The following is a 20,508-nucleotide window of genomic DNA, read 5'->3' on the forward strand; positions in this document are numbered from 1 at the left end:
CACCGTATCAGATACCTAAACTATCCGATAGAACCAATATCTATATTGATGGTGGTGTCACCCCGCTCCTCTTCCCGGGTCCGTCACGCCATTCGGCGAGGCGTAGCGTTCGATATCCCATCCGGCTGCGGCGGCACCGTTCTGGTAGGCCGCTTCGAAGAACTCGAGGGCCGTCGCGGCGACGTCGCCCGACGTCTGGGCGGCGCCCAACGACAGAGTGGCCAGGTGCGAGGATCCACGGGGGAGCCACTGGGCCCCGCCCGGGAGGGGTGAGGCCGCTAAGCCCTCGGGCTCCGGGGAGATGTATGAGTAGAACGCCGGCTCGGGGTAGCTCTCGTCACCGAACCAGAATCCGAAGCTGATGACGTGTCGCGAGTACGCTTCACGGGTTACGGCGTCCGCGTTCTCGTCGTGCTGAACGGTCGCGTCGGAGTATCGCGTCATGGCGATGTCCATGGAGTGCCAGAAGTGGTGGACCGGGCTCGACTTGCCGGAGAAACGCCCGCTGAACTCCTCGAGCACCATGTTCACTTCGGCGAGCATTCTCCAATACGTCGTCACAGCATCACGGTCGTAGTCCGCATGATCGGTGTCGTCGGAGAAGGGCCGCTCGCTGTCGGGGAGAGCGAAAGGCCGCACAGCGCCGATCGGCGCCGGGTCCACGCCGACCGCCGAGAGCGCCTGCTCCAGTCCCCGCTGGAACTCCGCGACACTTCGGTCCGCGAGGGAGAATGACGCCCGGCCACCGTCATCGGCGGTCACGATCAGCCGGTGATCCAGGAAGTCGAAGTCCACCGCGAAGATCGGTTCGCGGCCCATGGGTCTGGTGGTCAACCCGGTCCCCGTGAGGTGGAACGGCACGTTCCACCAGTGATTCCTGCGCGGACTGAGCGCCAGGCGCAGCTTTCCCACGAGCTGCAGGTAGCGGTGGAGCGTCTCTCGCGTCTCCTTCCACGACGAGTAGGACAGCGATACTTCGTTCAGCACGGCGAACCTCCAGATGATCGGAGCGGAACCCTCGTTCGATGGCGAACAGGCGCAGCTATCCGGCTGCCCCAGAGTGTCATGGCTCGTCGAGGCGAGGGGCCGCAGGGCTCGCTGTCGGTGTCGGTGAGGCCCCGCAGTACCGTGTTTACGGTGATGCCCCGGCGTCCGACCTCCTTGGCCAGTGGGCCGGCGGAGCGCGAGCGGACGGGTGAGGAACCTGGCAAGCAATTCGTGAGCGGAATCATCGCCCCCGCCGTGGAGGGCTGACGCTCACGGGGCTTCCGCGCGATAGGGGTCGGAGGATCGGTGTGAACTCAACCGAGCGAATCGAGCAACACGGATGTGAGCCCCGATAACGAGTTGATCGAGCGGCGAGAGAAGAGCCGATTCTTTTCGCGACCTTGTACGACCGTCATGCAACGTGGGTGGCTCGGAAGCGAATGCCCGCGGATGTCGCGGCCAAGGTGGCGCCGGACCTCATCGATCAGGCGGGCGCTCGCATCGACGCCGAGCGACTGACTCGACGGCTGGCCAAAGCGCTGCGGCGCCTGACCGACGCGGACCGGAACACATTGCTGCCGTATGCGTGGGGCGACCTGGACTACGGATGCTGTATCCCGGGGGCACGGCGGCGCGGGAGCGGGAGTGGCGCCGCCGCGTAGGATGACGCAATGCCGACCGACCCCAAACGCGGCGCGAGCCCGGTCAGGATCACGCCTCGTCTGATCGCGGACGACGTGCACGACCAGCTGCTGCAGCTGATCGTCGACGGCCACATCGATGCGGAGCAGCCCCTGAGCATCGACGGTCTCGCGCGAGATTTCGGGGTGTCATCGAGTCCGGTACGCGAGGCGCTGGCCCGGTTGGAGGCGACGGGACTGGTGCGGCGGTTCGCGTTGCGCGGCTACAGTGTGGCGCCCGCCCTCACCGCGGGCGAACTGGGCGACCTGATGGACGCCCGCCTGCTGATCGAGCCGGGAGCGGCTGCGGCCGCAGCAGCGCGCACGGCGGAATCGGGGATCGAAGCTCTCCTGACCAGCGCCCAAGAGGCCCTGGAGACCGCGCCGCGCGGGGGGCGTTTCGACGACGTCCGAGAGTACTACGACGCCGACCGGGCGTTTCATCTCGCCGTCATCGCCGGCACTGGGAACCGATTCATCGCACAGGCGTACGAGGCTCTCGGCGGGCAGTTCCAGCGATTCCGGCTCTTCTCGGGGCGCGGTGTGACGGATGCCGACGCGACCATCGCCGAGCATGCGGCGATCCGCTCCGCGATCGTGCGCGGGGACGCGAAGGCTGCCTCGGAGGGGATGCACGCCCATCTCACCGGTGTACGCCACCGTGCCCTCGGGGAGATGGCCGACATCTCATGAAGGTGCGAGGTCGTGTGGTGTATCGTGCTCTCTAGGATCATGCACGATGCGTGATGCACTATATGCCCCAACGGACGACGGCGGAGATCGATGAGTCTGACCAAAGACGACTGGCCCATTGCCGCATCCCTCCTCTCGCTGGGTCGAGGGCGACTCGACGGCGCCTCGTCCGACCGGGAGGAGTGGCTTCGCTCCCTCACCACCGTGCGCGACGCCGAGTTCGACCTCGTCGACCTCACCGACTCATGGCTGCCGTACGGCGATCTCCGCACGGGCCAGAGGAAAGATCTGCGCGAGGCGCTGAGCGAGGCAGACCTGCGGGCGGTCTCGCTCTCCGCGATCCGGCGAAGCGTGATCGACGAGGTGAGCGGCGACGAGAACCTGGCCTACAGCCACCGCACACTGGACTTCGCCGCGGAGCTCGGCGTCGGTGTCGTCTCGGTCGGTCTGCATCGCCCGCTCACCGAAGAGCAGCGCTCGCAGCTCTGGTTCTGGACCGCGCAGGGCCATCGCGACGCGGTCGACGACGAGGATGTCTGGCGACTCGCTGTCGACAGGTTCCGGGAACTCGGGCGGCATGCCGAAGAGGTCGGTGTGCTGCTTTCGCTCGAGCTCTACGAGCACACGCTGCTGGGTTCGGCACGATCGGCGGTCCGCCTCGTCGAGAGCATCGGCCTCGATGTCGTGGGCCTCAACCCCGATGTCGGCAACCTGATTCGCCTGCACGAGCCGGTCGAAGACTGGCGGACCGTGATGAGCGCAACCCTTCCCTACGCGAACTTCTGGCACGTGAAGAACTACACCCGCGACGAGAACACGACGAACGGCACTGTGACGACAGCTCCGAGCTACCTCGAGAGCGGGATGATCGACTACCGCGAAAGCGTCGCCCTTGCGGTGGCGAGTGGGTTCCAGGGGGTCATCTGCACCGAGCACTACGGCGGAGACGGCCTCAGCATGAGTGCGGCCAACCGCGATTACCTGCGGCGCCGCGTGCTCCCCCGAAGGCCAGGCCCGGTCGGCACGAGCCGGGTGCGCCAGCAGTTCGGGGAGGCGCGATGACGCGCATCTTCGCAGAACCCGGGTCGTTCGTCGACGACGCGCTCGCGGGCCTCGTCCTGGCGCACGCCGACGAATTGCAGCGCGTGGATGGCGGAGTGATCAGGCGAGCACCTCTTGCGGATGGACGCGTGGCGGTCGTGGTGGGCGGTGGATCGGGTCACTACCCCGCCTTCGCCGGCTACGTCGGACCGGGCATCGCCGCGGGCGCCGTGTGCGGAAACATCTTCTCCTCCCCGTCCGCCGCGCAGGCGTTTCGCGTCGCGAGCGCGGTGCACGCCGGCGGTGGCGTGCTGTTCTCCTACGGCAACTACGCAGGGGATGTCATTCACTTCGGCAAGGCTGAGCAGTTGCTGCGGGCGGAGGGCATCGACACCCGGACCGTTCTCGTGACGGACGACATCGCGAGCGCGCCCGCCGAAGAAGCGGCAAGGCGGCGCGGGATCGCCGGGGACCTGTGCGTCTTCCGCATCGCCGGCGCCGCGGCGGAACGAGGCGACACGCTCGACGAGGTCGAGCGACTCGCCGTCGCGGCGAACGACCGCACCCGCACGATAGGGGTCGCCTTCGCCGGCTGCACGCTGCCGGGCGCCGATCGCCCGCTCTTCACGGTGCCCGAGGGCATGATGTCGATCGGACTGGGGATACACGGCGAGCCCGGCATCCGCGACGTTCCGCTGCAGCGCGCCGACGAGCTGGCGCACACGCTGGTGGGACTGCTGCTCGACGACAGGCCCGACATGAGGGCCACCCGCGTTGCGGTCGTGGTCAACGGGCTCGGCACGGTCAAGTACGAGGAGCTCTTCGTGCTGTTCCGCTTCGTGGCCGCTGAGCTCGACGCCGCCGGCCTTCAGATGGTGGCACCGCTCTGCGGGGAGCTGGTCACGAGCCTCGATATGGCGGGAGCATCCGTCACTCTTCTCTGGCTGGATGACGAACTCGAGCCCCTCTGGCTGGCGCCGGTGCAGAGCCCGGCTCTCCGACGGGGTGCGCCGGCCCAGCCCTCGGATGTCCCGGTACGCGGTGCCGAGTCGGCGCCCGTTGTCGCACCCTCCAGCGATCCGCCGCGCAACCGCGAGGCCTCGGCGCAGTCGCGCCAGGCAGCGGCAGTGGTCGTACGGCTGCTGACCGTCGCGCGGGAGGCCGTCGACGCGAACGTCGAATCGCTGGGCGCTCTCGATTCGGTGGCGGGAGACGGCGATCATGGCGTGGGCATGGCGCGCGGCCTAGGTGCCGCGCTACGCGCAGCAAGAGCCGACGTCGAGGGCGGAGGGGGCGTGGGTTCCGCGCTCGAGAGCGCGGGAGCTGCGTGGTCCGATGAAGCCGGGGGCACATCCGGTGCCCTCTGGGGAGCGGCGCTGGAAAGCATGGGCGGGGTGCTGGAAACGTCATCCGCACTCGACGCGACGGCCATAGCGGATGCGGTGTCGGCGGCGAGAGGCTCGATCGAGCGCCTCGGAAAGGCGACGCTGGGCGATAAGACGATGCTCGACGCGATCATCCCGTTCGAGCAGGCGCTGCGGCGGCAGGTCTCCGCGGGGGCCGATCTCGGTGCGTCAGTGAGCGCCGCCGCCGCCGCCGCGACAGAGGCGGCGGCCGCGACCGCGCGGCTGCGTCCACGCCTGGGCCGTGCACGACCACTCGCCGAGAAGAGCGTCGGCCACCCCGACCCCGGCGCCACGTCTTTCGCATTGATCGTCTCGACGATCGGAGAGGAGCAGTCATGGGCCTGAGGATCATCGTCGGCGCGGACGACGCGGGGCTCGTCTACAAGGACGCGCTTCGCGACATGCTGGCAGCCGACGCCCGCGTGGAGGAGGTCTTCGATGTCGGGGTTGCCGTCGGCGTCCACACCCCCTATCCGAGCGTCGCCGTCGAAGCCGCCCGTCGCGTGGCCGACGGCGAAGCCGATCGCGCCCTGCTCATCTGCGGAACGGGGCTGGGCGTGGCGATCGCCGCGAACAAGGTGAGAGGCATCCGCGCGGTGACCGCACACGACAGCTACTCCGTCGAGCGCTCCATCCTCAGCAACGATGCGCAGGTGCTCACGCTGGGCGCTCGGGTGATCGGCCTGGAGCTGGCCAAGAAGCTCGTCGACGAGTGGCTCAACCATCGCTTCGACCCCGCGTCGCCCTCGGCGGCCAAGGTCGCACTCATCACGACGATCGAACAGGAGAACACATGAGCCAGACAGTCGCCGTCGTCGGCGCGGGATACATGGGGGGCGGGATCGCGCAGGTCGTCGCGCTGTCGGGGCGGCTGGTGTCGCTCGCCGATCAATCGGCAGCGCACGCGGTCGCCAGCAGAGAGCGGATCATCGTCGAAGCGGCCGACTTCGCGTCGAGGGGTCTGTTCCCGGCGGACGCGGCCGAGCGGATCGCCGCCCATGTCTCCGCGAGCGCCTCGATCGAAGAGGCCGTCGCGGATGCCGATGTCATCGAAGAGGCGGTCTCCGAGATCCCGGAGGTCAAGCAGGACATCCTGCGGCGCATCAGCGCGGCATCCCGGAGCGATGCGGTCATCGGCAGCAACACTTCGACCATCTCCATCGCCCGTCTGGCGGAGGCGGTCGAGCACCCTGCCCGCTTCCTCGGCGTGCACTTCAGCAACCCGGCGACGTTCATCCCCGGTGTCGAGGTGATTCCGCACGCCGGCACGAGCGCCGCCGCGGTCTCGACGGTGCTCGGCCTCCTGGAGGACTGCGGCAAGGTGGGTGTCGAGATCAAGGACGTCACCGGGTTCGTGCTGAACCGCCTGCAGTACGCGCTGTTCACCGAGTCGTGCCGGCTGGTGGAGGAGGGCATCGCGTCCGCGGAGGACATCGACCGGATCGCCCGCACGACGTTCGGCTTCCGCCTGCCCTTCTTCGGACCGTTCGCGATCGCGGACATCGCAGGCCTCGACGTCTACGCGTTCTGCTACCGCTCCCTCGAAGAGGCGTACCCGGACCGCTTCGCGCCGCCCGTCGCCCTCGAAGAACGGGTCTCGCAGGGTCGGCTCGGCCTGAAATCGGGAGGCGGATTCCTCGCCACGCCGCCGGAGCGCATCGCCGAGATCACCGCGTACCGCGATACCGCCTATGCGGCGATGTCTGAGCTCTTGGAGCGCCTGGGGCCCGCTCCCGTCGAGTACTGACCGGGCGGCCGACGCAACACCAGCCGGGGCTCGGACTGGTCAGCGGCGGCTGGAGGCGGCTGCGGGCGTCGAGTGGCTCATGCTGACTCGTCGTACTTCTGCCGCGCCTCTCTGACCTCAGAGATCTGCGCCTCGGCCCAGGCCTTCATCCGGCTGACCACCTCGAACAGTGAGGAGCCGAGGTCTGTGAGCTCGTAGGTCACCGCGACGGGGACCGGGTGCGCACGCGGAGTACGCCGTCGTCGCCGCCACCGCGGTCGATTCCCCTCATCCCTTCTCCAACCTCCGCCGCCCGCCGCGCACAACGGCGGGGATCATCGGCGACACGCCGCAACACCGCGGAACGTCCGGCGTGTCGCCGAGGCGATCCGCCGTTGTGCATGCGCACGCCGGTCCGGGCCGGGTGCGCGCGCCCTCACGCGGTCGATGAACGAGCAGTGGCCCCATGCCGGTGAGCCAGAAGTGCATGTGCGGAGTACCCGCAGGCTCGTGGCACGAGGGGTCTCCGACTGGACACGAGAGTAGTCTCTGCGCAACAGACTCGCGGGGAGCGGCCATGGTCCAGTCCAGCACCAGCTACCGAAGTTACTGGGTCGTCGCCGTCGCGGCGCCGGCGGTACTGCTGCCCTTCCTCATGTTCGTCTGGCTGGGCTGGCCCGGCGACCCTGACTCCTGCACGCTCACGAATCCGAACGCGTGCTTCTGCGAGGCCTTCGATCCTGGCGCCGTTCAGACCGGTGCGGGCGGCGTGCGGCAGCCGTCGAACACCTGGTTCAATCTCTATGCGCTGGCCACCGCTTCTCTGGTAGCCATACAAGTCTCTGTCGACCGCCGGCATCGCGGCCCCGTGTTCGCACCGGGAGCGATTCCCGACGTCTACGTCTTCGTCGTCCTCTTCCTCGGCCTCGGCAGCATGTGGTTCCACGGATCGCTCACGAGGTGGGGAGGAATCGTGGACGCCGTGTCGATGTACCTGTTCACTGCGTTCCTCGTCGCCTTCGCGGCGTACCGGCTCCGTGCGAGCGTCCCGCTCTTCTGGGCACTTTTCCTGTCAGTGGCAGCGGTGGCTTCCATCACCCACGCCGTGCTCGATCGGCCCGGAACCTCAGTGGTGCTCATCGCGGCACAGGTCTGCGTCTACATGGCGCTGGAGCTTCTGGTCTGGTCGAGACGTCTCCGTGGGCGGGTTCCCCAGCGTTGGTCGGGAGCACTCTGGTGGTTCGCGGCGCTCGCAACGATCGGCATAGCCATCGTCTTCTGGGTGCTTTCCCAGACGGGCGGTCGCCTGTGCGACCCCGCGTCGGTCTGGCAGCCGCACGCGATCGCTTGGCACCCCTTGGCCGGGGTCGCGGCTGTGCTGCTGTTCTACTACTGGCGTGAAGCCGCGCGAGTGACAGCGCGATGAAACCAGCACGGCAGGGCGGCTCGCTTCAGTTGCCGCCGATGACGTGCTCGGGGAGGTCATGCTGGCGCTGGGGTCGCGGCCCGTCCGCGGCCCATGGCCGGCGCCATTCGGGCGCCGGGAAGGGGTCCGCGAAGTAGAGCGTTTCTCGGGCCACCTTGTCGCCCCGGAACTGCATGATCTTGATGTAGTGCAGCGGCTCGCTTCCGTCGTAGCTGAGCAGCCCCTCCGCAATCCACAAGTCGCCGGCGCCTCTGATCTCCTTCGGTTGGAAATCGAGCTTCGCGGGGTAGCGTTCCCGCCAGCCCTGCTGATTCGCCTTTCCCTGGAACCACTCGTCGGATTGGGGGAACTCGAGCACGACGTCCTCGTGGTACAGCTCCGATGCCCTGGCCTCGTTGGGTCCTCCCGTATATGTCCACTGGTGCAGAAGCAATTCGCGGACCTGTTCATACTCCATTTCGCGGACCCTCCAGAGCGCGACCGGGTTCGCGTCGATTTTGGAGCATCCAGGCGCCGGTGTCCACCACGTGAAAGGGTCCTGGGCGGGGTTGGCACTCAGAACGCGGCAAGTCACCGCTCGCGCGGGGAGCCGATGAGCAGGGGAGCCCGTTGGGGCGTCTCTGCTCGCCCCATGGACATTTCGCGGCACCGCGCGAGAGGGTGGAAGTCGGGCTGAGGGGGCCATGTGATCGATCGCGACGAGGATCCACTGGAATTCGGCCGTGTCCTCTCCCTGAGCGACGCGGTGTTCGGTCTTGCCATGACGCTGCTGGTGGTCAGCATCGTCGTTCCGCCGGGGCTCTCGTCGGATGAGTACACAGCCGCCATCGGTGAGCTTCTTCCGAGAGTCGCGATCATGGCGCTCAGTTTCGCCGTCGCGGCCAGCGCCTGGATCGGGCACCGGCGCTTCTTCTCCCGAGTGCAGCGCATCGACGCCGGCATCCAGTGGCGCAATTTCGTGCTCCTCGGCCTGGTCGCGCTCCTCCCACTTCCACACCAAGTGCTCGGCGGTTACGCGAATGAGCCGCTCTCGTACGTGCTCTACGCCGCGGTCCTCAGCGCGGTGAATGTGATGTTCGTGGTGCTCGAGCTTCACGCCGCACGCCGGAACCTGCTCCGCCCGGGCGACTCGGAGGCATCACACCGGCTGGAGGTCGCCCGCGGCCTGCTCGATGCGTGCGGCTTCGCCCTCAGCATCCCGCTCGCCTTCCTGGTCGTGTCGTGGACGCCGCTGCTGTGGGTGGCGCTGCTGCCACTGGAGGCGCTCCTGGTGCGGCGTATGCAACCCAGCGGGCCGCCCTTAACCTCGCCGCACGCGGAGTAGGCATTCCTCGCGCGCGTCGCCCGCTACAAGGATGCGCTGATCGTGTTGCTGACGATCACGAGCGCCGCACCGATTGCTCCCGCCACGATGCCCAGGATCGCGATCAGTTCGTAAGGCCGCTGATTGCCGGTCCTCCGCGCGCTGACCAGGGCGACGACGCCCAGCACGATCGCGACCACGGACGTCAGCAGGTACGGGTTGAAGAAGATGCTCACTGCACCGATGACGAGCGCGACGATCGCCAGCCAGTTCACGGTGGCGTTGGAGGTGGACGACGGTTCGGTCACGGCACGCCTCCATTCGTGGGTCGCCCACACCCTAGCGGCCGCGGCACACGCGCGTAAGAGGGTCCCGCACCGCTTCGGTCAGGCCGTGTCGGAGTCCGCCTTGCGGCTGCCCGCCTCGAGCACGTCGCCGGCCGGCAGCTCCTGGTGCCCGCCGAACTGCAGGCGCATCGCCGACAGCAGCTGATTCGCGTAGTGGTCTTCACCGCGTGATGCGAATCGTTCGAACAGAGAGGCCGCCAGCACCGGCACCGGCACGCCCGTGTCGACCGCGGCCTTGATCGTCCATCGGCCCTCGCCCGAGTCCGAGACGCGACCCGCCAGTCCGTCCAGGGTCGGGTTGGCCTGCAGCGCCGCCGCGGTCAGATCGAGCAGCCACGACGAGATCACGGAGCCGCGACGCCAGAGTTCGGCGACCTTCGGGGTGTCGATCGTGAACTGATAGAACTCGGGCTCCTCGAGCGGTGCGATCTCGGCAGAGTGCTCCGACTCGCGGATGCCGGCATCCGCGTTGTCGAGGATGTTCAGGCCCTCGGCGAGCGCCGCCATGATCCCGTATTCGATGCCGTTGTGCACCATCTTCACGTAGTGACCGGCTCCCGACGGGCCGCAGTGCAGGTAGCCCTGCTCCTCCGGTGCGTGGTCGCCCTCGCGTCCGGGCGTGCGCGGGATCTCGCCCTGCCCCGGGGCGATGGTCTTCAGGATCGGTTCGATGAACTCGACCGCCTCGTCGGGTCCGCCGACCATGAGGCAGTACCCGCGCTCGAGCCCGAATACGCCGCCGCTCGTGCCCACGTCGACGAAATGGATGCCGCGCTCCTTGAGTGTCGCCGCGCGCCTGACGTCTTCCCGGTAGTTGGAGTTCCCGCCGTCGATGATGATGTCGCCCGGCTCCAGCACCGCCGCAACCTGCTCCACGACCTTGCCCGTGAGGCCCGCCGGGATCATCAGCCAGACGACCCGTGGCGCCTGCAGCTTCCCGACCAGCTCTTCGACGCTGCCGCTGCCTTCGGCGCCCTCCGCGGCGAGCGTGGCGACCGCCTGCTCGGTCACGTCGAAGACCACCAGCTCGTGGCCGTCGCGCATGAGCCGCCGCACCAGGTTCCCGCCCATCCGGCCGAGGCCGATCATTCCCAGACGCATGCTCTTCTCCGGTCTGCTCCACGCGGACGCCGTCGGCGCCGCGGTTCAGAGGAGTCTATGAGCCGGTGCGCTCGCGAACGAGGGGTGCCGATCGGGGCGGAGTACCCCTATGCTTCGGCCCTCAGGCCGCCTCGAGGAACGGTTCGTGCCGGTAGCCCTCGGCATCCAGGATCGCCAGCGTCGATTCCGGCACCTCGATGAAGGCGCCGGGGAGGTCGTTGAGGGGCTCCGACACCACGACGTGCGCGGTGTCGCCGAAGAGCTCCAGCCGCTCGGCATCCGGGTACAGCTGCCGCAGCGTCGGGATGTCTGCCGAATGGAACAGCGACCGCGAGCGGCCCTGCGTCGAATACCGGAACGTCCAGACGGTGTCGCCGTCCGACACGGCGATCGTCCCCTGCATCGGGAACGGCACCCCGTGGTCGCGGCCGACGCTCTCGACCTTCCGCACCGTCTCCCGCATCGCCTTCACGGGGTCCTCGCGCAGCCCGAGCGTCAGCGCGAGGTGGAACAGCACCTCGGAGTCGGTCGTGCCGCGCACGTGCGGGTAGAGCGATGGGTCGATCGCGAACGTCAGGTCGCGCTTCACCTCCGCGAATCCCGAGAGGAAGCCGTTGTGCATGAACATCCAGTTCTCGTAGCGGAACGGATGGCAGTTGGTGTTCTGGATCGGCGGGCCGCCGGCCGCTCGCACGTGGCTGAAGAACAGCGGACTGCGCACCGCCTGCGTGATCTCGCGCAGGTTCTGGTCATGCCAGGCCGGCTCGATGCTGTGGAACAGCGCGGGGCTGCCCGCGGCATCCGGCCCACTGGAATACCACCCGAAGCCGACCCCGTCGCCGTTCACCGTCTCGGCGCCGAGCGGTGAGTTCAGCGACTGCGCCACGAGCGAGTGCGCGCTGTCCAGGATGAGCGTGGAGGGCTGCAGCGATTCCCCCCGATAAGCGAGCCAGCGACACATGACGGTGCATCTCCCTTCGCGGCGGCGACCGACGGCCGTGTCGATCGGATGCCTGTGGCACACGTTACGGCGTATTCGGTCCGGCCGCCCGGAGTGCAGCATCCGTCCTCAGGCGATGGGTTCGGCCAGCGGGGGCGTCTCCTCCTCGGCAGCCCGATCCCTCGCGATGGAGCGGTCGTCGGCATCCGCCCTGCTCGCGGCCCGCACCGCACCGATGCTGGCGACCATGACAAGCGCCATGCCTGCGAGCTCGAGCCACGTGAGCGTCTGTCCGAGGATGAGGTAGCCGGCGAGGGATGCCGTGGCGGGCGAGAGGCTCATCAGGATGGCGAACGCGGCGGCCGCGAGGCGCCGCAGAGCGATCAGCTCGAGCGCATACGGGATGGTCGAGGAGAGCAGCGCGACGGCCGCGCCGAGCCCGAGGATCTCGGGGCGCAGCAGCGCTGATCCGGCGTCGATGATGCCGAACGGCAGGGCGAGCACCGCCCCGATGACCATGGCGAGCGCGAGCCCGTCGAGCTTCTGGAACGCGCGCCCCACACGCGCCGATGCCAGGATGTAGAAGGCCCAGCTCGCGGCCGCGCCGAGTGCGAAGAGCACGCCGACCGGATCGAGCCGGTCCCACCCACCGCCGCCGAGGGCGAGCACGCCGAGCAGCGCGAGCCCCGCCCACAGCCAGGCCGAGCGGTGACGCGCGACCACGATCGACAGGGTGAGCGGCCCCAGGACCTCGATCGTCACGGTGACGCCCAGCGGCAGGCGCTCGAGCGCGAGGTAGAAGAGGCCGTTCATCAGCGCGAGCACGGCACCGAAGCCGACGACCGCGAGCCAGCCGGCGCGCCCGTGTCCGCGCAGGGAGGGGCGCGCGATGACCATGAGCACCATCGCGGAGAACACGAGCCGCAGCAGCACCATGCCGAGCGGCCCGACCGTCGGGAAGAGCAGCACGGCGATCGACGCGCCGACCTCCTGGCACGCGAGGCCGACCACGACGAGCGTGACGGCGAATCCGGGTGTCCGGCTCACCAGCGGACCGGGTCGCCCTGGGTCGAGACGCCCAGCAACCCGCTGTCGACTCTCCGAGCGTCCTTCGCCGGAGTCTCCGACATGGTGGACCGAGGATCGAGACGGCTCGATGTCACGGGGCCGGCAGGGGGCAGACCGCGGCCTGCGCGATCGCCTCGTGGTACTGCTCCGCCGTCCACGGCAGGCCGAACTGCGGAGCCGTCTCGCCGCTTGCCGCCGGCGCCTTGGAGGCGATCGCGGCGAGCTCCCAGGCGAGGGATGCCGCGAGCGTGCTGCCTGCGGCGCTGTTGTTGAGCACCACGGCGACCGTCATCCCGGTCTCGGGGTCGGAGTAGACGCTCGTGAGATAGCCGGGCACCCAGCCGTGCTGCCCGACCAGCGATCCTGCGAGGAACGCGCCACCGGTCGCCTGCAGCCACGACGGACCGTCGGGGCTGACCGGAAGGGGATTCGCCCAGCGATCGGGCTGGCCCTCCCGGGCGAGCGCGCCGGATGCCAGCGCCTGGGCGTACCGCCCCAGGTCGGAGATGGTGGAGGTGACACCGGAGTCCGTGAAGCCCATGCTCGAGGACATCGTCGTGATGTCGAGCGGCTCCGCGCAGTTGATCACCCCGTCGGGACCCCGAAGGGAGTGATACCCGTTCAGCACCGGCTCAGACCTCGAGGGGGCCGAGGGAGTGGCCCGGGGCAGCGTGGTGCTCTGGAGGTCGAGCGGGTCGAAGACGTACTCGTTCAGCAGCTGGGCCGCGCTCTTGTTCGTCGCGCGCTGCAGCGCCAGACCCAGCAGCACGTAGCCCGTGTCGGACTCGCGGTACTGGGACCCGGGCGGAATGGGCTTCGAGTAGCCCAGCCCGAAGCTCGTCAGCTCCCGCGCGCCCCACACGCGCTCCGGGTTCGTGATCCACTGACTCTGCAGCGTGCCCTGGAAATCGCCCAGGCCGGACGTGCCGTTGCACAGCTCGATGAGCGTGATGTCTTCGAGGTCGGGCACGCCGGTGACGTAGTCGGAGATGCTGTCGTCGAACCCCACGACGCCCTCCGCGGCGAGGCCGTACAGCACGTCGCACGTCATCGGCCGGGTGGCGTCCGCCGCCCGGAACACCATGTCGGTGTCGATGGGTGCGGAGCCTGTGGGCGATTCGGTGCCGAGCCCGGTCACCCAGGTTCCGCTCCACGGAACCCACACACCCACGAGCGCACCCGTCGCGCCGGCGGCGGCCATGGCGTGAGTGACCGATGCCTCGAGCGGGGCTCGCACCTCTTCGGGCAGTGGGCCATCCACCTGAGGGGGCGTCTCGATCGCCACGGAGGACTCGGGGGCGCACCCGGCGAGGGCCAGCGCGAGAGCCGTGAGGCCGACGAGACCGGCCGTGGCGCGACGTCGCGCCTGTCCTGCCCTCATGTCACCCCCCGATGTCGTTCATCGAGTCTATGCGCTCACCCGGGCCGAGCCCGCCGGGCGCGCGTACGCTGGACGAGTGGGCGGAGCGTTCGAGGACGGCACGGCGTTCGAAGACAGCACGGTGAGCGCGGTGCTCCGGCACATGAACAGCGAGCACTCGGACGACAACCTGCTGATCGCCCGGGCCTTCGGCGATCCGGGTGCCTCCAGGGCGGTGATGACCGGCTTCGACGAGCGGGGTGGCGAGTGGATGACCACCGTGCATGCCGCGACCGTCGGCCTGCGGGTGCCGTGGCCGAACGCGCCGATCGCCGAGCGACCCGAGGTGCGGCGGGAGATCGTGGCGCTCTACGAAGAGGCATGCAGGCGCCTGTCGGTCGAGCCTCGACGCCACGCGTGATCGCCCGCTAGGCAGGAGAGGTTAGGGCACCCTAAGATGTGGCCATGACCAACGTCGTGGCCTTCTCGTCGGCCCTCCGCGATCGCTCCAGCGGCGCGCACTCCGGCAGCGAGAGCGCCGGCTTCATGACCGACCTCATCCAGGGGCGCGGCAGCCGCGACGATTACATCGCCCTCGTCACCCAGCACTTCTTCATCTACGAGGCGCTGGAGGCGGCGACCGAGCGGATGCGGCGGGATCCGGTGGCGGCCGTCTTCATCAGCGACAAGCTGACGCGGCTGCCGGCGCTCGAGGCCGATCTGGAGTTCCTGCTCGGAGCCGACTGGCGTGCGCGACTCGAACCGCTTCCCACCACCAGACGGTACGTCGCCCGCATCAACCAGGTCGGCGCAGCCTGGGCGGGCGGATTCGTCGCGCATCACTACACCCGCTACCTCGGCGACCTCTCGGGCGGTCTGTTCATCGGGCGGCTCATGCAGCGCCGCTTCGGATTCGAGACGAACGGCATCGGCTTCTACCTCTTCGACGACATCGCGAACCCGAAGGCCTTCAAGGACGTCTACCGCGAGCAGCTCGACGCCGTGCCGTGGGATGACGCCGAGAAGGAGCGTGTGATCGACGAGGTGCTGCTCGCCTACCGCTTCAACACCGAGCTCTTCGAAGACCTCGAGCGCGCGAAGCGCGCGGCGGAAGTGGCATAGTCGCGCGAAGCGCGCGGCGGAAGTGGCATAGTCGCGCGAAGCGCGCGGCGGAAGTGGCATAGTCGCGCGAAGCGCGACTCTGTCGCCTAGCCTGCCCCGATACGCGGCTGCACCGGGGCGGCGCGGCCGCGCATGAACCGCTGCACGTCGGGGTCGACGCGGATGTCGCTCGGGCGCAGGGGACGCGACAGGTACAGCCCGTCGATCGAGGTCAGGCGGCTCAGCGCGACGTAGGTCTGCCCGGGCGCGAAGGCCCCCGACCCGAGGTCGATGACGGCTCGGTCATAGGTCTTGCCCTGCGACTTGTGGATCGTCACGGCCCATGCGAGGCGCAGCGGGAACTGGGTGAACTCCGCCACGATCTCGCGTGTCAGCTTCTTGGACCCCGGGTCGTACGCGTACCGGAACCTCTCCCAGACCGCCGGCTCCACGTCGAACTCGTGGCCGTCGACATCCACCCGCACGGTCCCGCCCGCGATGCGGGTGACGGTGCCGATCGTGCCGTTCACCCACCGGTGCGGTTCTCCGAAGGCGCCCGTGTCGTTCCGCAGGAACATCACCTGTGCGCCGACCTTGAGCTTGAGCTCGGCATCCGCGGGGTAGCCGGCCTCGCCGCGGCCGAAGTCGCCGCTGATCTCGGCGTTCGCGGTCTGCTCACGGCCGGCCAGGGCGGTGAGGTGCCGCCGGTTGATGCTGTTCACGATGTCGTTGCGGGTGGCCAGCGTGATGATCGGCGACTCCGGGTCATCCGGCGGCGTGCGGGCGCCGGCGCCGTTCAGCATCCCCGCGATCTCTGCCGTGACGACGCCGTGTCGCACGGCGTTGAGCATCGCCTTGAACGCGTCGTCCGCCTGGCGATGGATGTCGACGAGCTCCCGGATGTGCAATTCGGCGCCGTGGCGCCCGACATCCAGAATCCCGTCCGAGGCCTCACCGCCGGCCCACACCTTCGCGTCGAAGAACCAGAACGACCGGTAATGGTCCTGGATGTACCGCAGCTCGTCTCCGCGGGGCGGGACAGGGGCCAGCTGATACGGGTCGCCGAACATCACGACCTGCACCCCTCCGAACGGCTCGGCGCGCCGGCCGCGCGCCTGCCGGAGCGCTCGGTCCATTCCGTCCATCAGGTCGGCGTTGACCATGGAGATCTCGTCGATCACGAGGGTGTCGATGGCGTTCAGGATTTTGCGGGTGGGGTCGGACTGGTCGATCTCGGTGTCGGCGATCAGCCCGATGGGCAGGCGGAACAGCGAATGGATCGTCTGACCCTCCACGTTCAGGGCAGCGACCCCCGTCGGCGCGCACACCGCGATCTGCTTCGACGTGTTCCACGCCAGGTGCTGCAGGAGCGTCGACTTGCCCGTGCCGGCGCGACCCGTCACGAACACATGCTCCCGCGTGTCCTCGATGAGGCGGAACAGGGCCTCCTGTTCCGCCGAGAGGGGGGGAGTGTTCACGGGTTCCTCACGGGGCGACGGCGTTCCTCCCATCGTAGGCGGGCGGCGGTTTCCGCGTCGTCGCGCGACGACGGTGGGCAACTCTTCAGGGCGTCTCCCTAAACTGGCCGGGTGAGCCAGGGTGCCAACAGCGCGGTGCCGGGGGTCGTGCCGACGGCCCCCGAACCCGCCGTGCCCGCGGAGGCCGCGGCATCCGTGCAGGCGACGCCTCCCCGGCGCCCGCGACTGGGCCTCCAACTCACCGCCATATGGGTGATCGTCGGGCTGCTGCTCGCCGGGCTCGCCGTCGCCGGCGTCGCCTTGTATCGAGCCCTGTACAGTCCGGCGGCGTTCGTCGAGCGCTACGTCGGCATGCTCGCGGACGGGCGCGCCGCCGACGCGCTGCTCGTGCCGGGTGTCGCGATCGACACCGCTCAGCTCGAGGATGCCGGGCTGCCGACATCCGCCTCCGACGCGCTGCTGCGCCACGATGCGCTCGCCCCCATCAGCGACATCGAGATCGTCTCCGAGACATCCGAGGGGGAGATCACCGAGGTCGTCGTCTCGTACTCGGCCGGCAGCTTCCCGGCGAAATCCACGTTCGCGGTGGAGAGCAACGGATTCATCGGCGTGCTTCCCTCGTGGCGCTTCGCGAAGAGTCCACTCGCGGTGATCGATCTCACCGTGCGCGGATCGATGCGGTTCGAGGTCAACGGGTTCGAGCTCGACAAGCGGCAGGTCTCCCCGGACGGCGTGGAAGCCGCGCCGCTGGATGCCGTGCCGCTGCTGGTCTTCTCGCCGGGCCTCTACGGGGTCGCGGTCGACACCAGCATCTCGGAGACGCCCGGAGTGAACGTGCTCGCCGATGCTCCGCAGGCCTATGTTCCCGTCGATCTGCAGGCCGAGCCCACCGACGAGTTCGTGGGTGTGGTGCAGCGGAAGGTCGAGGAGTTCCTGACGAACTGCACCACTGAGCAGGTGCTGCTGCCGACGGGATGCCCGTTCGGGTACTACGTGCAGAACCGCATCGATGAGCCTCCCACCTGGACGATCACGCGCCAGCCGGCGGTGCAGGTGGCTCCCGACGGCGCGGACTGGAAGATCCCGCCGACCGATGCCGTCGCGCACATCGAGGTCGACATCCGGTCTCTCTTCGACGGCAAGGTGAGCCACGTCAGCGAGGACGTCCCCTTCACCGTCGAGGGCGTCATCAAGGTGCTTCAGGACGGCACGGCGTCGATCAGCGTCGGCGGCGAGACCAGCCCCTAGCGGGCCGGCTGCTGAGGCTGCCGAAGTGCATCGCGCTCGGCGAGCGCGGCCAGCTTGGCGTTGTACTCCTCGAGTTCGGTGTCGCCGGTCCGGTCGACGTGCCGGTCGCGTCGGCGCTGGGCGCGGTCATCGCTCCGGCTCCACTGGATCGCGACGGTGATCGCGAGGATGAGGGTCGGCAGTTCGCCGACGGACCACGCGACCCCGCCCCCGACGTACTGATCCTCGAGGGGCGTCGCACCCCACGTGCGCCCCATCGACCCGAACCACTCGGCGACGAACAGGCCACTCTGCATCATGATCGCGATGCCGAAGAAGGCGTGCATCGCCATGACGCCGATCAGCACGAGCAGCCGCCCCGCGTAGGGCAGGCGATAGGGCACCGGGTCGATGCCGATCAGGGAGAGCACGAACAGGTACCCGGTGATCAGGAAGTGCGCCGTCATCCATTCGTGGCCGAGGTGATCGTAGAGCGACCACCGGAACAGATCGGTGTAGTAGAACGTCCAGAGCGAGCCGACGAAGAGCCCGGCCGCGACGAAGGGATGGGTCAGCACACGCGACACCGGCGAGTGCACGGCCCAGAGCACCCACTCGCGGCCGCCGCGCGTGCCGTCGTCGCGCTTTCTCGCCGCCCGGGCCAGGAGGGTGACGGGCGCCCCCGCGACGAGCAGCAGCGGGATCGCCATCGACAGCAGCATGTGGCCGACCATGTGGATGCTGAAGAGGTAGTCCTGGTAGGCGTTGATGGGACCGCAGGTCACCCAGAACAGCAGCACGAGGCCCGCGACCCAGAGGACGGTGCGATAGAGCGGCCACGAGTCGCCTCGGCGGGACAGCCGCCAGACACCCGCGAGGTAGAAGAAGATGCCGAAGGCCGCGGCGAACGCCCACAGCAGGTCGATGTCCCACGCCGTGAACCACTGCCCGAGGGTCAGCTCGGGCGGAAGCGGCGCCCCGGTGAGCACTTCCGCCGGCGTGCCGATTTCGGGGAGCGCGCTGGATGCCGGAGGAGCGGTGCGCGCGAGCGCGGCCGCGGCACCGCTCGCGATCCCCATGAACGCCAACTCGATGGCGATGAGGCTCCAGAAGCGCCGGCGTCCCGCATCCTCGCCCATCTTCCGGATGAGCCGATTCCGGTACCAGGCGCCCAGCGCGCCGAGCACGAGCAGCGCGGCGACCTTGACGAGCACGAGCAGCCCGTACGGGGTGGCGAGCTGGTCCCAGGCGCCGACGCTGATGGCCGACCGGGCGTAGCCGGAGACCGCCACGACGAGAAAGGCGACGAGGGCGATGCTCGAGTAGCGCGTGAGGACCACGGCGATGCGGTCGCGGGAGACGATCGGGCGCAGCATGACGACGAGCAGCAGGCCGCCGAGCCATGCCGCCGCGGCGACGGTGTGCAGCACGAGCGCCATCATGGCGGCGGTGTGGTTGGCTTCCTCGCCCGAGTGTCCCTGGGTCGCCATCGGCACGAGGGTGGCGATGGCCAGCATCGCGACGAAGAGGGTCGCGGTCCACGAACGGACGGCGAACGTGAGCACAGTGAGGGCGGCGCCGGCGATGGTCGTGATCAGCCAGGTGCGGCCGAGCTCGGTCTCGAGCAGGAACCGGCCGAGCTGCGCGCCGAAGACGGCGTCGGGGCTCGGGCTCGCGTCGAAGGCGTTGACGAACGTGAGGAAGCCGGTCACGCCCGCGGCGACGGTGAAGACCGCTGCGCTGACGGATGCCGTGTCCAGGGCCGTGTCGAACTCGCGATCCCCGGCCCTGAGCGCGAAGAGGGCGAGCACGAGGGAGCCGACCATGCCGGCCGCGCCGAAGTTGACGGCGAGTTTCGCCGCGGGCAGGCCCCAGCGGACGACCGGCCCTGGGTCACCGAGAACGAGCGCCGCCGCCCCCCCGCCTACGACAAGACCCCAGACCAGGGTCACGAATGCCGCGGCGATCAGGATCGCGGGCCCGGCGGCCCGCAGCGCGCGGGAGTTCACCCCTCAAGCCTAGGCTCTGCGGCCTGAGTGCTCGCCGCGTCCAGTCCCCGGCATCCACCTCTCGCGAAAGGACGCAATCCGCGGGTTCCGGCGTCCGTATCCCGCACTTCGGGTCCCTTCGCGGCGGTCGGGGGCGCCCCCCGGGCACGCGAAAGGGGGATGTCGCGAGCGACATCCCCCTTTCGGCGACCGTCCTACTTGACGGCTGCCTTGAGCTTCGAGCCCGCGGTGACCTTGACGCGCTTGCCGGCGGGGATGCTGATCTCCGCACCGGTCTGCGGGTTGCGGCCCGTGCGGGCGGACGTGGCGACCTGCTCGAAGGCGATCCAGCCCGGGATCGAGACCTTGCTGCCCTTGCCGACAGCCTCGGAGACGGTCGAGAAGAGGGAGTCGAGAACGCCCGACACGGTGGCCTGGCTCTGGCCCGTGGCGCTTGCGATGCTCGCGACGAGCTCGGTCTTGGTGATGGACTTGTCGGCCATGGTGGTCCTCCAGCGGCGACGATGGTGCCGCAGTATCTTGCGGGACCGGAGAACGGACGCTCCCCGGCTGGTCGATCGACCGCCTCGAATGTATCAACGTTCGGCGGAATTCCGCGGATTTCCGGGGGTTATG

The 20,508-nt window shown here is 69.0% G+C and carries 22 protein-coding genes; 11 read left to right on the top strand and 11 right to left on the bottom strand.

Going from position 1 to position 20,508, the window contains the following annotated elements:
- Nucleotides 1-57: 57 nt before the first annotated feature.
- Nucleotides 58-987, bottom strand: coding sequence for a DUF5996 family protein (locus tag ACLQ2Q_RS20815; RefSeq protein ID WP_425823519.1), 930 nt, complete (start codon nt 985-987; stop codon nt 58-60).
- A gap of 425 nt (nt 988-1,412) precedes the next feature.
- On the opposite strand from ACLQ2Q_RS20815, the gene ACLQ2Q_RS20820 reads away from it, so the two are divergent.
- The 6 genes from ACLQ2Q_RS20820 (at nt 1,413) to ACLQ2Q_RS20845 (ending at nt 6,554) form a co-directional block, all read left to right on the top strand.
- Nucleotides 1,413-1,649 (top strand): hypothetical protein, encoded by a 237-nt coding sequence (locus tag ACLQ2Q_RS20820; protein WP_425823521.1) that lies wholly within the window; start codon nt 1,413-1,415, stop codon nt 1,647-1,649.
- A gap of 9 nt (nt 1,650-1,658) precedes the next feature.
- Nucleotides 1,659-2,360: a GntR family transcriptional regulator gene (locus ACLQ2Q_RS20825; RefSeq protein ID WP_425823523.1), complete on the top strand. Its 702-nt coding sequence runs from the start codon at nt 1,659-1,661 to the stop codon at nt 2,358-2,360.
- 90 nt (nt 2,361-2,450) lie between these two features.
- Entirely contained in the window at nt 2,451-3,422 is a 972-nt protein-coding gene (locus tag ACLQ2Q_RS20830; protein WP_425823525.1) for a sugar phosphate isomerase/epimerase family protein, read from the top strand.
- Nucleotides 3,419-5,152 (top strand): dihydroxyacetone kinase family protein, encoded by a 1,734-nt coding sequence (locus tag ACLQ2Q_RS20835; protein WP_425823527.1) that lies wholly within the window; start codon nt 3,419-3,421, stop codon nt 5,150-5,152. Before ACLQ2Q_RS20830 ends, ACLQ2Q_RS20835 begins: the two co-directional genes overlap by 4 nt.
- Nucleotides 5,143-5,604, top strand: coding sequence for a ribose-5-phosphate isomerase (locus ACLQ2Q_RS20840; protein WP_425823529.1), 462 nt, complete (start codon nt 5,143-5,145; stop codon nt 5,602-5,604). Before ACLQ2Q_RS20835 ends, ACLQ2Q_RS20840 begins: the two co-directional genes overlap by 10 nt.
- On the top strand, nt 5,601-6,554 hold the full coding sequence (locus ACLQ2Q_RS20845) for a 3-hydroxyacyl-CoA dehydrogenase family protein (protein WP_425823531.1): 954 nt from the start codon (nt 5,601-5,603) through the stop codon (nt 6,552-6,554). Before ACLQ2Q_RS20840 ends, ACLQ2Q_RS20845 begins: the two co-directional genes overlap by 4 nt.
- 77 nt (nt 6,555-6,631) lie before the next feature.
- Here ACLQ2Q_RS20845 and ACLQ2Q_RS20850 read toward each other — a convergent pair whose 3' ends face one another.
- Complete coding sequence (locus ACLQ2Q_RS20850) at nt 6,632-6,859, bottom strand: winged helix-turn-helix transcriptional regulator (RefSeq protein ID WP_425823533.1); 228 nt, start codon at nt 6,857-6,859, stop codon at nt 6,632-6,634.
- A 251-nt stretch (nt 6,860-7,110) separates the two neighbouring features.
- On the opposite strand from ACLQ2Q_RS20850, the gene ACLQ2Q_RS20855 reads away from it, so the two are divergent.
- Nucleotides 7,111-7,959, top strand: coding sequence for a ceramidase domain-containing protein (locus ACLQ2Q_RS20855; RefSeq protein ID WP_425823535.1), 849 nt, complete (start codon nt 7,111-7,113; stop codon nt 7,957-7,959).
- 25 nt (nt 7,960-7,984) lie between these two features.
- Here ACLQ2Q_RS20855 and ACLQ2Q_RS20860 read toward each other — a convergent pair whose 3' ends face one another.
- Nucleotides 7,985-8,416: a hypothetical protein gene (locus ACLQ2Q_RS20860; RefSeq protein ID WP_425823537.1), complete on the bottom strand. Its 432-nt coding sequence runs from the start codon at nt 8,414-8,416 to the stop codon at nt 7,985-7,987.
- Between the two features lie 228 nt (nt 8,417-8,644).
- Between ACLQ2Q_RS20860 and ACLQ2Q_RS20865 the strand changes: the two genes are divergently transcribed.
- Nucleotides 8,645-9,283 carry a TMEM175 family protein gene (locus ACLQ2Q_RS20865; protein ID WP_425823539.1) on the top strand — a complete coding sequence of 213 codons (639 nt, stop codon included), beginning with the start codon at nt 8,645-8,647 and terminating at the stop codon, nt 9,281-9,283.
- A gap of 23 nt (nt 9,284-9,306) precedes the next feature.
- On the opposite strand, the gene ACLQ2Q_RS20870 is transcribed toward ACLQ2Q_RS20865, so the two are convergent.
- The 5 genes from ACLQ2Q_RS20870 to ACLQ2Q_RS20890 all read right to left on the bottom strand — a co-directional run bounded on the left by ACLQ2Q_RS20870 (nt 9,307) and on the right by ACLQ2Q_RS20890 (nt 14,099).
- Nucleotides 9,307-9,570: a DUF4190 domain-containing protein gene (locus tag ACLQ2Q_RS20870; RefSeq protein ID WP_425823541.1), complete on the bottom strand. Its 264-nt coding sequence runs from the start codon at nt 9,568-9,570 to the stop codon at nt 9,307-9,309.
- Between the two features lie 78 nt (nt 9,571-9,648).
- A complete protein-coding gene (gnd, locus tag ACLQ2Q_RS20875) occupies nt 9,649-10,710 on the bottom strand; it encodes a phosphogluconate dehydrogenase (NAD(+)-dependent, decarboxylating) (RefSeq protein WP_425823543.1) in 1,062 nt (353 codons plus the stop codon).
- A 121-nt stretch (nt 10,711-10,831) separates the two neighbouring features.
- A complete protein-coding gene (locus tag ACLQ2Q_RS20880) occupies nt 10,832-11,671 on the bottom strand; it encodes a class II glutamine amidotransferase (RefSeq protein WP_425823545.1) in 840 nt (279 codons plus the stop codon).
- 108 nt (nt 11,672-11,779) lie between these two features.
- Complete coding sequence (locus ACLQ2Q_RS20885; protein WP_425823627.1) at nt 11,780-12,700, bottom strand: EamA family transporter; 921 nt, start codon at nt 12,698-12,700, stop codon at nt 11,780-11,782.
- 109 nt (nt 12,701-12,809) lie between these two features.
- Entirely contained in the window at nt 12,810-14,099 is a 1,290-nt protein-coding gene (locus ACLQ2Q_RS20890; RefSeq protein ID WP_425823547.1) for a serine hydrolase domain-containing protein, read from the bottom strand.
- A gap of 76 nt (nt 14,100-14,175) precedes the next feature.
- Between ACLQ2Q_RS20890 and ACLQ2Q_RS20895 the strand changes: the two genes are divergently transcribed.
- Together ACLQ2Q_RS20895 and ACLQ2Q_RS20900 are read left to right on the top strand one after the other, a co-directional pair.
- On the top strand, nt 14,176-14,499 hold the full coding sequence (locus ACLQ2Q_RS20895) for a DUF2470 domain-containing protein (RefSeq protein ID WP_425823549.1): 324 nt from the start codon (nt 14,176-14,178) through the stop codon (nt 14,497-14,499).
- A gap of 44 nt (nt 14,500-14,543) precedes the next feature.
- The gene (locus tag ACLQ2Q_RS20900; protein ID WP_425823551.1) at nt 14,544-15,200 is read left to right on the top strand and encodes a heme oxygenase (biliverdin-producing); all 657 of its coding nucleotides are present in this window, start codon (nt 14,544-14,546) and stop codon (nt 15,198-15,200) included.
- An 86-nt stretch (nt 15,201-15,286) separates the two neighbouring features.
- Here the strand turns inward: ACLQ2Q_RS20900 and ACLQ2Q_RS20905 are convergent, their stop codons facing one another.
- Entirely contained in the window at nt 15,287-16,657 is a 1,371-nt protein-coding gene (locus ACLQ2Q_RS20905) for an ATP-dependent DNA helicase (RefSeq protein ID WP_425823553.1), read from the bottom strand.
- A gap of 111 nt (nt 16,658-16,768) precedes the next feature.
- On the opposite strand from ACLQ2Q_RS20905, the gene ACLQ2Q_RS20910 reads away from it, so the two are divergent.
- Nucleotides 16,769-17,905, top strand: coding sequence for a hypothetical protein (locus tag ACLQ2Q_RS20910; protein WP_425823555.1), 1,137 nt, complete (start codon nt 16,769-16,771; stop codon nt 17,903-17,905).
- Here ACLQ2Q_RS20910 and ACLQ2Q_RS20915 read toward each other — a convergent pair.
- Both ACLQ2Q_RS20915 and ACLQ2Q_RS20920 read right to left on the bottom strand, forming a co-directional pair.
- Nucleotides 17,902-19,893 carry a cytochrome c oxidase assembly protein gene (locus ACLQ2Q_RS20915; RefSeq protein WP_425823557.1) on the bottom strand — a complete coding sequence of 664 codons (1,992 nt, stop codon included), beginning with the start codon at nt 19,891-19,893 and terminating at the stop codon, nt 17,902-17,904. The genes ACLQ2Q_RS20910 and ACLQ2Q_RS20915 overlap by 4 nt on opposite strands.
- A gap of 194 nt (nt 19,894-20,087) precedes the next feature.
- Nucleotides 20,088-20,375 (bottom strand): HU family DNA-binding protein, encoded by a 288-nt coding sequence (locus ACLQ2Q_RS20920; protein ID WP_425823559.1) that lies wholly within the window; start codon nt 20,373-20,375, stop codon nt 20,088-20,090.
- Between the last annotated feature and the right edge of the window lie 133 nt (nt 20,376-20,508).

Source organism: Microbacterium sp. DT81.1 (assembly GCF_049844955.1).
Lineage (GTDB): Bacteria > Actinomycetota > Actinomycetes > Actinomycetales > Microbacteriaceae > Microbacterium.